General features: G+C 52.9%; 12 protein-coding genes. 2 read left to right on the forward strand and 10 right to left on the reverse strand.

Going from position 1 to position 14,417, the window contains the following annotated elements:
• Positions 1–94 precede the first annotated feature (94 nt).
• From LC431_RS13965 to LC431_RS13980, 4 genes are read right to left on the reverse strand one after another with little or no spacing between them, the layout of a single operon-like run.
• A complete protein-coding gene (locus tag LC431_RS13965; RefSeq protein ID WP_131637397.1) occupies positions 95–976 on the reverse strand; it encodes a 4Fe-4S binding protein in 882 nt (293 codons plus the stop codon).
• Positions 976–1,821: a DmsC/YnfH family molybdoenzyme membrane anchor subunit gene (locus tag LC431_RS13970; RefSeq protein ID WP_014416627.1), complete on the reverse strand. Its 846-nt coding sequence runs from the start codon at positions 1,819–1,821 to the stop codon at positions 976–978. Before LC431_RS13970 ends, LC431_RS13965 begins: the two co-directional genes overlap by 1 nt.
• A 2-nt stretch (positions 1,822–1,823) precedes the next feature.
• Positions 1,824–2,444 (reverse strand): DMSO/selenate family reductase complex B subunit, encoded by a 621-nt coding sequence (locus LC431_RS13975; protein WP_223510003.1) that lies wholly within the window; start codon positions 2,442–2,444, stop codon positions 1,824–1,826.
• Positions 2,441–4,816: a DMSO/selenate family reductase complex A subunit gene (locus LC431_RS13980; RefSeq protein WP_223510004.1), complete on the reverse strand. Its 2,376-nt coding sequence runs from the start codon at positions 4,814–4,816 to the stop codon at positions 2,441–2,443. The genes LC431_RS13975 and LC431_RS13980 overlap by 4 nt, the downstream gene beginning before the upstream one ends.
• A gap of 348 nt (positions 4,817–5,164) precedes the next feature.
• Between LC431_RS13980 and LC431_RS13985 the strand changes: the two genes are divergently transcribed.
• Together LC431_RS13985 and LC431_RS13990 are read left to right on the forward strand one after the other, a co-directional pair.
• A complete protein-coding gene (locus tag LC431_RS13985) occupies positions 5,165–6,622 on the forward strand; it encodes a sugar porter family MFS transporter (RefSeq protein ID WP_037032721.1) in 1,458 nt (485 codons plus the stop codon).
• A 175-nt stretch (positions 6,623–6,797) separates the two neighbouring features.
• Positions 6,798–7,472, forward strand: a complete 675-nt coding sequence (locus LC431_RS13990; RefSeq protein ID WP_153375148.1) for a GntR family transcriptional regulator — start codon at positions 6,798–6,800, stop codon at positions 7,470–7,472.
• 155 nt (positions 7,473–7,627) lie between these two features.
• Here the strand turns inward: LC431_RS13990 and LC431_RS13995 are convergent, their stop codons facing one another.
• From LC431_RS13995 to LC431_RS14020, 6 genes are all read right to left on the reverse strand, one after another.
• Entirely contained in the window at positions 7,628–8,752 is a 1,125-nt protein-coding gene (locus LC431_RS13995; protein ID WP_013578004.1) for a GGDEF domain-containing protein, read from the reverse strand.
• Between the two features lie 272 nt (positions 8,753–9,024).
• Entirely contained in the window at positions 9,025–10,284 is a 1,260-nt protein-coding gene (locus LC431_RS14000; protein WP_013578003.1) for an aspartate aminotransferase family protein, read from the reverse strand.
• Between the two features lie 11 nt (positions 10,285–10,295).
• Positions 10,296–11,345, reverse strand: coding sequence for a phosphotransferase (locus LC431_RS14005; protein ID WP_119262365.1), 1,050 nt, complete (start codon positions 11,343–11,345; stop codon positions 10,296–10,298).
• Positions 11,338–12,081, reverse strand: a complete 744-nt coding sequence (locus tag LC431_RS14010) for an SDR family NAD(P)-dependent oxidoreductase (RefSeq protein ID WP_014416620.1) — start codon at positions 12,079–12,081, stop codon at positions 11,338–11,340. Before LC431_RS14010 ends, LC431_RS14005 begins: the two co-directional genes overlap by 8 nt.
• A gap of 88 nt (positions 12,082–12,169) precedes the next feature.
• Complete coding sequence (locus tag LC431_RS14015; RefSeq protein WP_131637575.1) at positions 12,170–12,997, reverse strand: ABC transporter permease; 828 nt, start codon at positions 12,995–12,997, stop codon at positions 12,170–12,172.
• 23 nt (positions 12,998–13,020) lie between these two features.
• Positions 13,021–14,286, reverse strand: a complete 1,266-nt coding sequence (locus LC431_RS14020) for an ABC transporter permease (protein WP_166860949.1) — start codon at positions 14,284–14,286, stop codon at positions 13,021–13,023.
• Between the last annotated feature and the right edge of the window lie 131 nt (positions 14,287–14,417).

Genomic DNA, 14,417 nt, shown 5'->3' on the forward strand with positions numbered 1-14,417 from the left:
TGACCCGAAAACAGGCTCGTTTTCGGCAGAAAGCATAAAATTTGAGCCAAAAATTATCTCTGTAGTGTAACGCAGTCCCGCCGGGATGTTCATTTCAGGCCTCACGCATTCCAAAAGCATGGCGGCGGCATACCGCACATTCATTATCCTGCGCAGACCAGGCGGGAAATATGCAGCCACACACCCGGCATTGTGCTTGTTCAAGCCTGGAAACGGTTAACGTACTTTCACTGTTTTCACGCGCGGATACGGAGATAGCGCCATCAAAGCACACCGCCTCGCAGTTGCCACAACCGGTACATTTCACAGGATCCAGCGTTAATGCCAGATTATCCAGGCGGATGGCTTGTTCGGGACAGACACGGCTACAGGCGCCGCAGAGTACGCAACGGTGTTTATCGAGATCAACGTGATATTCACTGATCTGTGTAAAACGGGCGCGCCTGAACCGACGCCCGACAGGTACGTTACCGGCAGAAGCGCCTTCGTTTTTAAGATGCAACCACCGGCGGCGTGAACCGTTCATCGTTTGCCGGGACGGTGGCACAATATTCCACAGCGGTTCCTGCATTCGTTTCAGGCGAACATTCAGCGTGGCGATGGCCTTAAACCAGCCAGCCGCGCTTTCCGCTTTCATCTCAACAAAACGGATGCCGTATTCGCTGTGCCACATCAGCAATTCTTCAGTACAGGGCGCAAGGGTGCTGAGCGGCATCACCAGCCGGTCAGCGCGATAATGTCTTTGCGGCGGTGCAATGCCCTCCGGCGCACCGGTCGGGCAGTTAAAAAGACAATAACCGCAGCCGATACAGGTCTGCGGATCCATCTCAATCATGCCTTCTTCATTGAGCGTAACGGCCCCTGTCGGGCAAACATCTGCACAGGCCACGCAGCGGCTATTTTTCACCGTATTGCGCACGCATGCCCGTCCGGCGCACATCATGCGCGGACTGGCATGAAGCGAAAACACACGCATCAGTGAATGCTGAAGAAGTTAAAACGCAGCATGATTTCTGCCAGTAACACCGCCGTCCCGCCCGTCACCAGCAGTAAGCGGCCAATACGGTGCGTTTGCAGGCTGCACGCCGTGATAATCGTGCCTACAGTCAGTATCACCCACGCCATCAACCGCAACGTGCCGGACTGAGCGAAAGCCACCAGCGGCTGATGCGGGAACGTCACCGCATCGCGGCTCACACCGTTCAGATACTCAAGATACACCGGCTGTTCCAGCAGGCGCGCCAGCGTAACGACGATCAGCGCGCCACCGCAGATAACCGAGATCCTCCTCGCCTGTTTCCAGGGCAGCCACGGGCAGCGGGAAAGCCGCCACAGCGCGGTGATGGCCCCCAGACTCAGCGCGGTTGCGTAAAACATCACGTAAGTATTGATGTGCATCCAGGTCGCGACAGACGCATGGACGTAAATCGCGCTCATGCAGAAGAGATCAATCAGGCCCAAAAGAGAAGCGAGCAGCATAAGAGAAGTCGCGACGCGTTTTGCTACCAGCCCAATCAGCGTGGTCAACCCCAGAATACCGAGATAAAGACTGGCGAAAACGATTTCCCGGCTCAGCCAGGAACTGCTGATATGACTCAGCGCATGAAAGGCATTCAGCGGATAGCCCAGATGCGCGGTTGAAGCGACAAGGCCCAGCGCACCGGCGACAAAAGCCAGCAACATGGCAGGTACTGCAACGCGCCATTTTTCCTGCGTATTCAGGCTGTCAGCGGCATACATCAGGATAAATGTGGTGAAAAGCGTGCTGCCTACGGAAAGCTGGATCAGCAACGTAAAGACGATCAGTGGCCATTCCTGCATGATTATTGACTCCCTTTTTCTGCACCCTGGTGCGGTTTGATGACCAGATTGGGGTGAGTGAGCGCTGAATCTGGCAATCCCTGAACATCACAGAGGCTGCCGTATTTCGTCCGTAATTCATCGATCGGACCAAATTTGATCGCACCTAACGGACAGGTTGAGACGCATACCGGCTGCTGACCGCTTGCCTGCAAATCGACACAGAAATCACATTTCGACATCTGACCGGTCTGCGTATTCAGCTGAGGAGCACCGTACGGGCAAGACCACGCACAGTATCCGCAACCGACGCATTTATCGATATTCACCCGCACAATGCCGTCACCAGGACGTTTATGCATGGCCGTGGTCGGGCAATTTTTAGTACAAACCGGGTCTTTGCAGTGATTGCAGGAAATAGACAGCGTATAGGCGTACACGTTGTTGATCATTCCGCCCATGCCTGTGGGGATGAAACCGCCCCCTTTGATTTCATAGATACGGCGAAAACGCCTGCCCACTTCAAGATTGTTTTTATCTTTGCAGGCGACCTGACAGGCTTTACAGCCGGAACAACGTGAGGAATCGATAAAGAAGCCGAGCTGGCGGCCGCTGACCGGTGGATAATCAATAAACTGGCTCATGCCTTAACAACCTCCACAAGCATGGTTTGATGGGAATTCCCTTTCGCCAGCGCGGTAATACGCGCCGAACTGAGTACGTTGGCGCAACCGCCGTGATCGACACCGCTGGCATCCGGCTGCCACCAGGCACCAGCCTGCATCGCCACCACACCGGGCATAATCCGCTGAGTCACTTCCGCCGGAATTTGCGTCACACCACGGTCATTGTGAATACGTACGCTGTCGCCCTGCGCGATACCGCGCCGTTGGGCATCCAGCGGATTGATCCACAGTTTTTGTGTCTGCACTTCCTGCAACCACGGGTTGGCATACTGCGTCGAGTTCGCCCGGTTTTTGCCTTTCCAGGTAATCAGCTGCAACGGGAATCGCGCCGAAAGTGCATCCTCCGGCCCTTCGTGAGCGGGCACATAGTGCGATAACGCCGGGATTTCCGGGTGATTCATGTCATAAAGCCTGCGCGAGAAAATCTCGATTTTGCCGGAAGGTGTCTGGAAAGGATGGTTTTTCGGGTCGCGGATATTCTCTTCAAACGCCACATGCGGCGCGCTTTTGAAAAGATGTCGGCGGGTGACCTGCAATTGTTCAAAGGTCGGCAGTTCCTCCTGCGGCATCGCCTGACGGGTTTTCTCCCAGATGTGGACAATCCATTCTTTCTCCGTACGCCCCTGACTGAATTCCTGTTCGACGCCCAGTTTTGCTGCCACCTCGCGTAACCAGTCGTAATCCGACCGGCTTTCAAATGGGGGTTCAATCAGTTTTTCAGACAACATCAGATAATTGCCGGTGCCCCAGGTTTCACCGATATTCCAGCGTTCCATAAAGCTGGTTTCCGGCAGCAGCAGATCGACATATTTAGCGCTTGGCGTGAGGTAAAGATCGCTGGCAACAATGAATTCAATTTTCGATTCATCTTCGAGCACCTTTACGGCCTGATGGATATCCGGGTTCTGGTTAGCCAGATAATTACCCGCGAGAGAGAAAAGAATGCGGATATTGCTGTCGAGTTTTTCCCCGCCGGTCAGCCCGTCCTTTGGTGTGACAAGGCTCGCGTCATCGGCTGCCTGTACCCAGTTCATCACCGAGATTTTTTGTTTCACCGGATTGTCCGGCATCTCCGGCCCCGTGGTGAATTTACGGTTGCCAATGCCGCCGTAACCGCCCGCCCAGCCACCTTTGACCCCGACATTGCCGGTAAGGGTGGCCAGCAGCGTCGAGCCGCGCGCGGTACGTTCGCCACAATTATGCCGCTGTGGCCCCCAGCCCTGGATCAGTGCAGCAGGTTTGGTTGTTGCATACTCTCTGGCCAGCCGGCGGATGGTCTGAGCCGGAACATGGGTGATCACTTCCGCCCATTCTGGCGTTTTTTTCACGCCATCTTTAGCACCTGTCAGATACGCCATCAGCGATTCGTTCGGCGGCACGCCTTCCGGCATTGAGCTTTCATCAAATCCGAGCGTATAGCGCTCAATGAAGGCTTTATCGTGCAGATTTTCGCTGACGATGACGTACATCATCGCATCCATAAGCGCGTTATCTGTTGAAGGACGCAGCGGGATCCATTCATCCGCCAGCGAAGAAGCGGTATCTGAATAGCGCGGATCTACCACAATGAAGCGCGTGCCGTTTTGCTTCATCTGCTGAAAATAGTGATTGGTGTGACCAAAAATGGTTTCAGTCGGATTATGCCCCCACAGGATCACCAGCGGCGTATCTGCCAGCGTATCCAGCGTGTTACCGCTCGCCGCCGTGCCGTAGGTGTAGGGCGTCGCCGCCGCCGTATTTCCCATACTGACAGAATGGTAGGAACTGAGATGACCGCCGGTCAGATTCAATAACCGGCGGGCCATAGTATCGCCGGAGAATGCGCCGCCGCTGACTGCGGTCCCGACATGCACGTAGCGCGATGACGGGCCGTATTTTGCAGTAATACGTTGCAGATTTTCAGCAATAAGCGTCGTCGCCTCATCCCAGCTTATCCGGACAAATTTGCCTTCACCGCGTTTGCCAACGCGCTTCATCGGATATTTCAGACGATCAGGATGATAGACAAACTTCCGGTAACTCCGTCCACGGACACAGGCACGCATCACCGGCATGGCAGGGTCAAGTTCTGCATCAGGCCGCGTGGTAATTTGAATAACTGCGCCGTCCTGAACATGCGCCCGGATATCACATTTTCCACCGCAGTCAAACGTACTACATGTCGCCACCACGTTGACCGGAGATGGCGCTAATCCTGAAGGGGTAACAGAAGATTTATCGACGGCATGACTGAATTTGAATCCGGCCAGAGGAAGCGCAGCCACCATGCTGCTGACCTTGACGAAATCACGCCGGGTAATATTTGAAATTATGTCACATTTATTTTTCATAACATTGGCTCAAAAAGGAAAAGATCTTCCCACGCTTAACTCAAATTATTCCTTGTGGGATATCAAACCAATGCGCGCTGTGACTCACTTTTAGGTAAGAATAGAGGCCTCATCATCGTTTGATGGAGCCTGACATTTTTGATGTTTATTTGTTAAGCATTACTAATCACTTTTACGAATATCTCGTCACAAAAAAGTAATATTTCCCCCGTTAAATTCAGCGCCACCAGCCTTCGTTTCCCTTCATTTTTCCCGTTTCCTTTCAATATCCGGATTATGCGTTAGATTTATAATGTGTGACATAAGTCACACAAAAACCATAAGAAAAGTAATGATTAGGGAGCATCTGTGAGTGAGAAAATAAACAGTGGCGGTCGGGATGATGCGGCGAAAGCCTCGCAACCGACCGAACCGCTGGTGAAAGTAATTGCCTTTATTGCCACCCTGGGTGGCTTACTTTTTGGCTACGATACCGGGGTGATTGCCGGTGCTTTGCTGTTCATGAAGCACGATCTGCATCTGACATCGTTAACAACCGGGATGGTCACCAGCTTCCTGATACTGGGTTCGGCTGTGGGTGCAGTCTGTGCTGGTCGCGTGGCTGATCGTTTCGGACGTAAGAAAGTCATTCTGGTGATGGCACTGATCTTTATGGCCGGTTCGCTCGGTTGTGCCATGGCGCCCAACGTCGTGATAATGATCATCTGCCGGTTTATTCTGGGGCTGGCAGTCGGTGGCGCGGCAGCGATTGTGCCCATCTATATCGCGGAAATCGTCCCCTCTCATCGCCGCTGGCAGTTCGTTACATTACAGGAACTGATGATCGTCTCCGGCCAGCTGATTGCGTATACCAGTAATGCGGCCATCAACGAAGTGTGGGGTGGCGAAACCACCTGGCGCTGGATGCTGGGTGTCGCCTGCGTTCCGGCCGTGGTGCTGTGGGTCGGGATGCTTTTCCTGCCTGATACTCCGCGCTGGTATGCCATGCACGGCCGCTATCGCGAAGCGCGTGACGTGCTGGAGCGTACCCGTAAGGCAGGCAGAGTAGAGAAAGAGCTGAGCGAGATCCGCAGTTCCATGAGTTCCAAAAGCGAGAAGCATTCCCGCCGCCAGAAGACTATCTCCGTGTGGATGAAACGTCTGGTGTTTCTGGGGATTGGTATCGCCATGCTGCAACAACTCTCCGGCGTGAATACCATTATGTTCTACGCACCGACCATGTTGCAGGCCACGGGGTTAAGCACTAATGCGTCTCTGATGGCGACTATCGCCAACGGGGTCATCTCAGTGATCATGACGTTTGTGGGCATCATGCTGCTCAGCCGTTTCGGGCGCCGTCCGCTGCTGCTGACCGGTCAGATCGGCTGTACCCTGACGCTGCTTGCCATCGGATTAGTCACCTGGCTGATGCCGGAAACTGTCAACGGTCATCCCGATGCGGTTCGCAGCTATCTGGTACTTGGCGGTATGCTGATTTTCCTGTGCTTCCAGCAGGGCGCGTTGTCGCCTGTTACCTGGCTGCTGCTGTCGGAAATGTTCCCAATGCGCATCCGCGGCATGGCTAACGGCGTATCGGTATTTGCCATGCAGATGACCAACTTCTCCATCGCCTTTATGTTCCCGATCATGCTGGAGTCTATCGGGCTGACGATGTCATTCTTCTGCTTTGCCGCCATCGGTGTCGCAGGCGGAATATTTGCCATTATCTTTGCGCCTGAAACGCAGGGTAAAACGTTAGAACAGATTGAGAAACACTTTAAAAAGCACTTGCAGGATGACCCTGCTCCGCAGGAAGCAGGAAGTTAAGCTGGTCATGTAATAACCCTGCCTGGTCAGCATGATATCTGGCCAGGCAGTCGCTTCAAAAGAAAGAAAAGGCTGCCCCCGCCATCCTCACATTTGATGCATCATGTTGTATAATCGTTTTCCACGGCCTCTTCCCAACTCCGGGTATGCGCACTCTCATTGCTACGGTGAACTTTTGAATTATCCCATCAACTCAATTAATCACGCCTATCTGGGCAGCAGCGTTTACGCCACCTTGCGCGAGGCACTGATTACCGGCCGCCTGAAACCTAATGATCGTTTACGTATCCGCGAACTGGCCGAACAGGTGGGTACCAGTGTCACGCCGGTGCGGGATGCGATTTTACAGCTGGCCAAAGAACAGGCGCTGGAAATGCGTACCCCGAAAGACATCCGCGTACCGCAGCTCGATGAACAGCAATATCAGGAAATTCGCACCTTACGGCTGGAACTGGAAGGTCTCGGGGCGGAGAAAGCAGCGCAATCGGTAACGGAATATGAGTTGCAACGGATTACGCAGAATATTAAAGATAACCGCAAAGCCATCAGCAGCGAAGATTTGCCCGAAGCACTGCGCCTCAACAGCGAGTTCCATCTGATGCTCTCACAAAGTGCGCGGATGCCCCTTTTAAGCAATTTCATCGACAGTTTATGGATGCGCACCGGCCCGCTGATTGCACAGGCTTATGCTCATTTCTCACAACGTATGGCCATTGAACATCACGAAGAGATTTTGATTGCACTGCGTAAAGGCGACGGCGCAACCGCCAGGCGTGCCATTCAGGAAGACATTCTCGACGGCAGCCAGAAGATGGTCGAGTTTCTGAGCGTAAGTCGCGAAGTCCTGTAGCGTGCGTGCTAACGTATGCGCTGAGAAAAAAGGGTATTCAGGGGGTCTGAGATTATCTCGCGGACTCTTTTTAATGTATTAAGTGAAATCGCATTTATTTGACACATAGAAGAAAACATCAGCCAGTAGTAACTGGCATTATGTAACAACAGAAATTACCTGAGGATATCATTTTCAAAAACAACTTCATTTCTCTGACGCTTTGCCAGATAGAGATTCGTATCGGCTTTAGAAATTATTTCTTGTAATGTTGCATTCTGTTTCTCACACTGAGAGATACCGATACTTACTGATAAAGATAAATCATCAAGTTTTAAACTCTTCACTGAATGACGGATCCTGTTTGCGATTAATAATGCATCTGCAGGTGTGGTATCTTTAAGTATAACGATAAATTCATCGCCTCCCACCCTGCCAACAAAGTCAGTTCCACGTAAGCTCTTAAGTATTGTTTCAGCAATCAGAGAAATAGCCGTATCACCTTTGGCATGGCCATAGGTGTTATTCACGTCTCTTAAATGATCAAGGTCGATCACTAAAACACTAAAAGGCACATTATTTTTCTTGGATTTTTCTAATTCGTAACTTGCTTTCGCGTAAAATGCCTCCCTTCGTAAACATCCTGTTAATCCATCTTTAGATGCATATTCATTGAGGACCCGGAGATATCCTCCTGCTATTAATGACAGTAAATAGCTAATAACCATCGATAAAATGATAATAATTAATGCAGGCCAGACGTTCGAAAAATTCATTATAGATTTCGAGAAAGCGGGTTTTCCCAGAATGGAGTATTTACGTATTTTAACCCCGACTAAACTGTAGCCTTTATCATGCAAGGGTAAAATAGAAATGATGGTATTCTCATCAGCAAACCTTCCGATAGCAAATCCACGATTAGCACACACTTTATTTAATACAACGGGAATATTATGAGGCTGTATTTCTTTGACTGAAGTTAAAAACTCTCGGATTTTGGCGTTACATTCTTGCGGATTTCCTGACTTAGAGAACAGTAAAGTCTTAACTTGCACCTCAGTGTATTGTGAAGGATTCCTGATATAGTTTCCTGCTGAGATATCTCCTTGCAAATTATCTGAATCATAAAAGCTGCCCATATTTTGAATGTTATTAATATTGCCTTTCCACTCCTGAACATCCTGGCTGTACAATAAAGGGAAAATAATAAGTGAAGAGACCACACCACCAAATAAAACAAATGAAACAGGTTTTGTAAGTAACGGGAGTAATACTACCCACTTCCAACTTGAATAAATCATTCTTTACTCCCTGAGTAACCATCACATTCTTAATACATTCAAGTAATTTATAATTCCCTCATGTGATTTTAAAATACCACTCACCAGGTCTTCAACAAAGATCTTTTTGATAAAGAGTTAACTCTGTTTTTGTTATGAATTGACTAAGATTTTTAAATCGCTACATTCAAGACCCGACATTCAGTACCTCATCAGCTAAAGGCGCATACATTACGCGGATAGCCGATGTTCCTGAATTCTATAGCACATTCGGTTTCGCAAATGTGCGTTCCTTATCCCGGCATCTCCGCCAGCACGCTTGCCAGTGTTTGCAGCAACAGCGTCGCGTGTTCCGGCTGGAAGACCAGCGGCGGGCGAATTTTCAGGACGTTCGCCGCCGGTCCCGTAGCACTAATCAAAACCTGTTTCTGGCGCATTTCATTGACGATAAATGCCGCCAGTTCCGGCGCAGGCGTATTGCGCTGATCGCTCACCAGTTCCACACCGATAAACAAACCGTCGCCGCGTACATCGCCGATGACCGGATAACGTTGCGCCAGTTTTTGTAGCCCTTCACGCAAGATTGCGCCGGTCATCTGCGCGTTCTGCTGCAACTCTTCACGACGCAAAATCTGTAAAACGGCATGCGCGGCGCGGCAGGAAACCGGGTTACCGCCGAAAGTATTGAAATAGCGCTGACGGCGGCCAAATTCCGCGAACAGTTCCGGTCTGCCGACCAGCCCGGCGACCGGATGACCGTTACCCATCGGTTTGCCCAGACTGACCAGGTCAGGCGTCACGCCGTAGCGGGCGAATCCCCAGCGCTGGCTGCCGGTACGGCCAAAACCGGGCTGCACTTCGTCTGCGATAAATAATCCACCCGCCGCACGCACCAGCCCGACGGCGCGCTGCATGTCCAGCGGGTCCGGGCTGAATACACCATCACTGGAGAAAATCGTGTCCACTAACAGCGCCGCCGGTTTCACGCCCGCGTGTTTCATTTCTTCCAGCGCGCGCTCCACGCCCGCAGAGAATACGCCGGGATGGCGGAACGTGTCCGGCGCATCAGTCAGCCAGACATTTTTGCCTTGCTCAAACCCGTCACCAAGCGAGGGGGAAAGTTCTGCCAGCGCGCTGGTCACACCGTGATACGCCCAGCTCGTCACAATAACGCCCTGCCCGCCGGTAATTTGTCGTGCGACACGCAGCGCCAGATCGTTGGCTTCGCTGCCGGTGCAGGTCATGGTCAGGTTGCGCAGCTCAGGAGGAAACTCGGTCAGGAAATCTTCAGCAAATTCGACAATCGCATCATTCAGATAACGCGTGTGTGTATTGAGTTGCGCGGCCTGCGTGGTGATGGCTTCAACCACCGCCGGATGGCAATGACCGACAGACGCAACATTATTGTAAGCATCCAGATAGCGCCGCCCTTCGCTGTCATATAACCAGACGCCTTCGCCGCGCACCACATGCAGCGGTTCCTGATAAAACAGCCGGTAACCGCCGCCAAGAAATTGCTGACGACCTTCTAAAACCTGTTTCGGAGTGAGCATATAACGGCCTCTTATTTCTGTTCAAACGCGCATGACTGACGAAATATCAGGTCAGTCTGCGAAAACGGCAGCGCCATCAGACGCGATAAACTTCCCCATGCATGCACCTGATTACGCAAAATATAATCACGGTTTTGCGGATACAGCACCGCACGATGCTGGGCAATCAGCAGACTCAGCGCCAGTCGTGACGCCACCAGTTCCGGTAAAACATCCAGCTCGGCACCGGTGAGTTGCAAACGCGCGGTATACGCAGCAATCATCGGACGGCAATAGAGGAAAAGATCGTCGCCGTCGCTATCTAGCTGATAAGCCAGGGCGGTAGCCAGTTCGTTAATCAGGGGCGCGTGAAGGGCGTCACCGAAATCAATAATGCCCGCGAGACGCTGCGGATCAGCGCTGTTTACCAGAACGTTATGGGCATTCAGGTCATTGTGGATCACTTGTCTGCGCAACCGCTGGCTGGCCGGAACCACTTTTTGCCGGTGGGTTTCCAGCACGCGGGTAATGGTGCGGCGCTGCTCAGGGTCAGTGAGTTGCGTTAACCAGCCCTCGAGGCGTGACATGTCGCTGATGTCCCACAGCAGATCACGCTGTGCGCCGGGATGGTTAAAATCGCTCAGCGCGATATCCAGCCGTGCCAGCGTGTCGCCAATTTCCCGCATCAGCACCGCTGAACGCGACACCTGATATTGCGCGATACCGGGCAGATAACTGACGGCACGCAGTGTCAGCATTTGTCCGTCAACCGTCACCTGCGGCGTAAGTTCACCGTGGCGACTTTCCTGCAACCGTGGCACCGGCAACTGGCTGTCGCGTATCGCCAGATGGCTGAGAATGGCGGTCTGGAAAGCCACTTCTGCGGGCACTTCCGCCGGATTAACAAACCGCAACATGTAAGCGTGGCCAGGCCCCGTGGTCAGGCAAAAATTGCTGTCGCGTTCGCCGCCCAGCACCTCCGCTTTGCCTTCCAGCCCGTAAACCTGCGCAGCAATATTTTCTGCCTGCGACCTGCTGACACGCGGTACCTCCGTGGTGAGCAATGACGGCGCTTCAGACATGCTGACCGCCGTTCACATGTATTTCAGCGCCGTTCACGTAAGAAGCGCCCGATGTGCACAGAAAATGGATCAGTGAAGCGACTTCTTCAGCCTTACCCAGTCGCTGCAACGGCACGCTGCGCTCGACAATTTCCTGCGTGCCCGGCGAGAGGATCGCGGTATCAATTTCCCCCGGCGCAATGGCATTTACCCGTATGCCGTGCGGGCCGAATTCGTGTGCCATTTCGCGGGTCAGCGTCGAGAGCGCCGCTTTAGAACAGGCATAGGCCACACCGGCAAACGGATGCACTTTGCTGCCCGCAATCGAGGTTACGTTGATAATGCTGCCCTGTGCGGTTTTCAGTTCATCAAATAATCCGGTTGCCAGAATGGCGGTTGAAAACAGGTTGACGTTAAACACCTGCAACCAGGTGGCGTAATCACTGTCGAGCACACCGAGACGACCACCGGTAGGGGTTTTCGGTGAAATACCCGCGTTATCGACCAGCGCATCCAGCCGTCCGCCGAGGCGTTCTTTGATCATCGGCAGGGCTTTCTGCACGCTGTCGATGTCTTCCAGATCCAGGTGAATATGATTGAGAAAACCCTCTGCCCACGGACATTCATCCACCCAGTTCTGCCGCGATGCGGTGAAAATCCGCCACCCCGCAGCATAGAAATGTTTGACCGTCGCGTGACCAATGCCACGGCTTGCGCCGGTCAGCAAAAGCGTTTTTTTCTGAGTTGTGTCAGTCATGAGAAATGGCTCCCGTTATTTTTGATATTTGATGCATCAGGAATAATCAAAAAAAGAGGACCTGTAAAGTCCTCTGATGAATTTAACGTCAGTGTGTTGCCGTCGAATGACGCAGGCGTTCGCCACGGCGGCGCAGCAGTTCCATCACCAGCAGCAAAATCAGCGATGCACCGACCATCAGCGACGCCGCCGCCGCAATGGTCGGGTCGAGGTTTTCACGAATACCGGCAAACATCTGGATAGGCAGCGTGCGCTGACGCGGGCTGGCAAGAAATAACGTCACCACCACTTCGTCGAATGACGCCGCAAACGCAAACAGCGCCCCGGAGAAAACACCCGGCGCAATCAGCGGCAGCGTAACTTTACGGAATACGGTCCACGGCGACGCGCCGAGGCTGGCGGCGGCGCGGGATAAATTGCGGTCGTAATTTTTGAGTATCGCCACTACCGTGATCACCACAAACGGCACGCCAAGTAATGCATGTGCCAGCACCAGCCCGAGATAACTGTTGAGCAGGGATACGCGGGCAAAGAAGAAGAACATGCCAACGGCGATAATCACTACCGGCGCGATCATCGGCGAAATCAGAATGGCCATCACCAGTGATTTACCGCGAAATTCACCGCGCACCAGCCCGACCGCAGCCAGAACGCCGAGAAGAGTGGCGAGCAAAGTCGCCAGTGGCGCAATCAGCAGGCTGTTACCCAGTGAACTCAGCCATTCATTGGAATGGAAAAACGTCTGATACCAGCGCAGCGAAAAACCTGTCAGCGGATAGCTGAGAAACGAACCGGCGTTAAATGACAGCGGCACGATGATCAGCACCGGCACAATCAGAAACAGCAGGACCGCCGCACTGTAGAAATTAAAACACCAGCGCCATAACCGCAGGATTAACGCCCCTTTTTGTCTCATTGCGTGTTTCATCTTCGGGCTCCTTAATGCGCTGCAATTTCAGCTTTGGTGCGCGTAACGCGGATGTAAACGATGTACAGCAGCACCACAATCACCAGCAACTGACTGCCCAGCGCTGCGGCCATGCCCCAGTTCATGGTTGTATTGGTAAAGAACGCCACGAAGTAACTGACCATCTGATCGCCCGGACCGCCCAGCAACGCAGGCGTGATGTAGTAACCAATCGCCATCATAAACACCAGCAATGCACCGGCCGTGACACCCGCGTAGGTTTGCGGCACGTACACCCGCCAGAAGGCGGAGAAAGGATGCGCACCCAGTGAAATCGCGGCGCGAACATAATTAGGCGAAATGCTTTTCATCACCGCATATAAAGGAAGGACGATAAACGGCAGCATGATGTGCGTCATCGAGATATAAACGCCGAGGCGGTTGAACACCATCACCAGCGGGTGATCGATAATGCCGGTGGAAAGTAACGCCCGGTTAATCAGGCCGCCCGATTGCAACAGCACAATCCAGCTGGCCGTGCGGACAATCAACGACGTCCAGAACGGCAGTAACACCAGAATCATCAGCAAATTCGCGCGTCCGGAAGGTTGTTTTGCCAGCCAGTACGCCAGCGGATAACCCAGCACGACGCAGCAAATCGTCACCACCAGCGCCATCCACAATGTGCGCAGCAGCACGTTGACGTACAGCGCCTGATCCGGTGGCAGTGCGACAACTTTGCCAGTATCCACGTCTACCTTCCGGTCGAACGCCGACAATAAATAGAGAGAAGTCACCGGACCCGAAGCACGTTGCAGCGTCTGCCAGGTGCTGAGTTCACCCCACAGCGGCATGCTCTGGATTAACGGTTCACGGATCGCGCCCCCTCCCGCGGGTACGTGACGTAATGTGCCAGTGATCAGGCTGCGGTAACGGTTATCTTCGTAGCTTAAACGCTTGGCAATGCTTGCCATCTGACCGCTGCTGCGGGCATGACGCAAATCGGTGACCAGTGCAGTAAACGTCGCTTCATCCGGCACGGTTTTGCCGTCCCAGTGTGCAAGCTGCGCCACAGTTTCCGGCAGGGTTGCGCCCAGTTCCGGATTAGTCACACTCTTGCCCAGAATGGACGCAATCGGGAACAGAAAACTGACAATAACAAACAGCAACAGCGGCGCGATCAGCAATAAAGAACGACGCGTATACGCCGCTTCCACTTTACGCAGACGCTGACGCAATGTTGGCCCTTCTGCTGATTCCTCCGTCACCGGTGTGGTCAACATTTCGGTTTGACTCATGTTTTTCTCCCGCTGCGAGGTTTTTATGCTTTTATCGGGCTCACAGCCCAAAATCATTCGAGTTGCAGCAAGGCGGCGAACGAGACGGATCCCCGGGAGCATACTTGAGTATGTGACCGGGGTTCACGAGT

This window comes from Rahnella sp. GSA61A, assembly GCF_019969905.1.
In the GTDB taxonomy this organism is placed as follows: Bacteria; Pseudomonadota; Gammaproteobacteria; order Enterobacterales; family Enterobacteriaceae; genus Rahnella; species Rahnella aceris.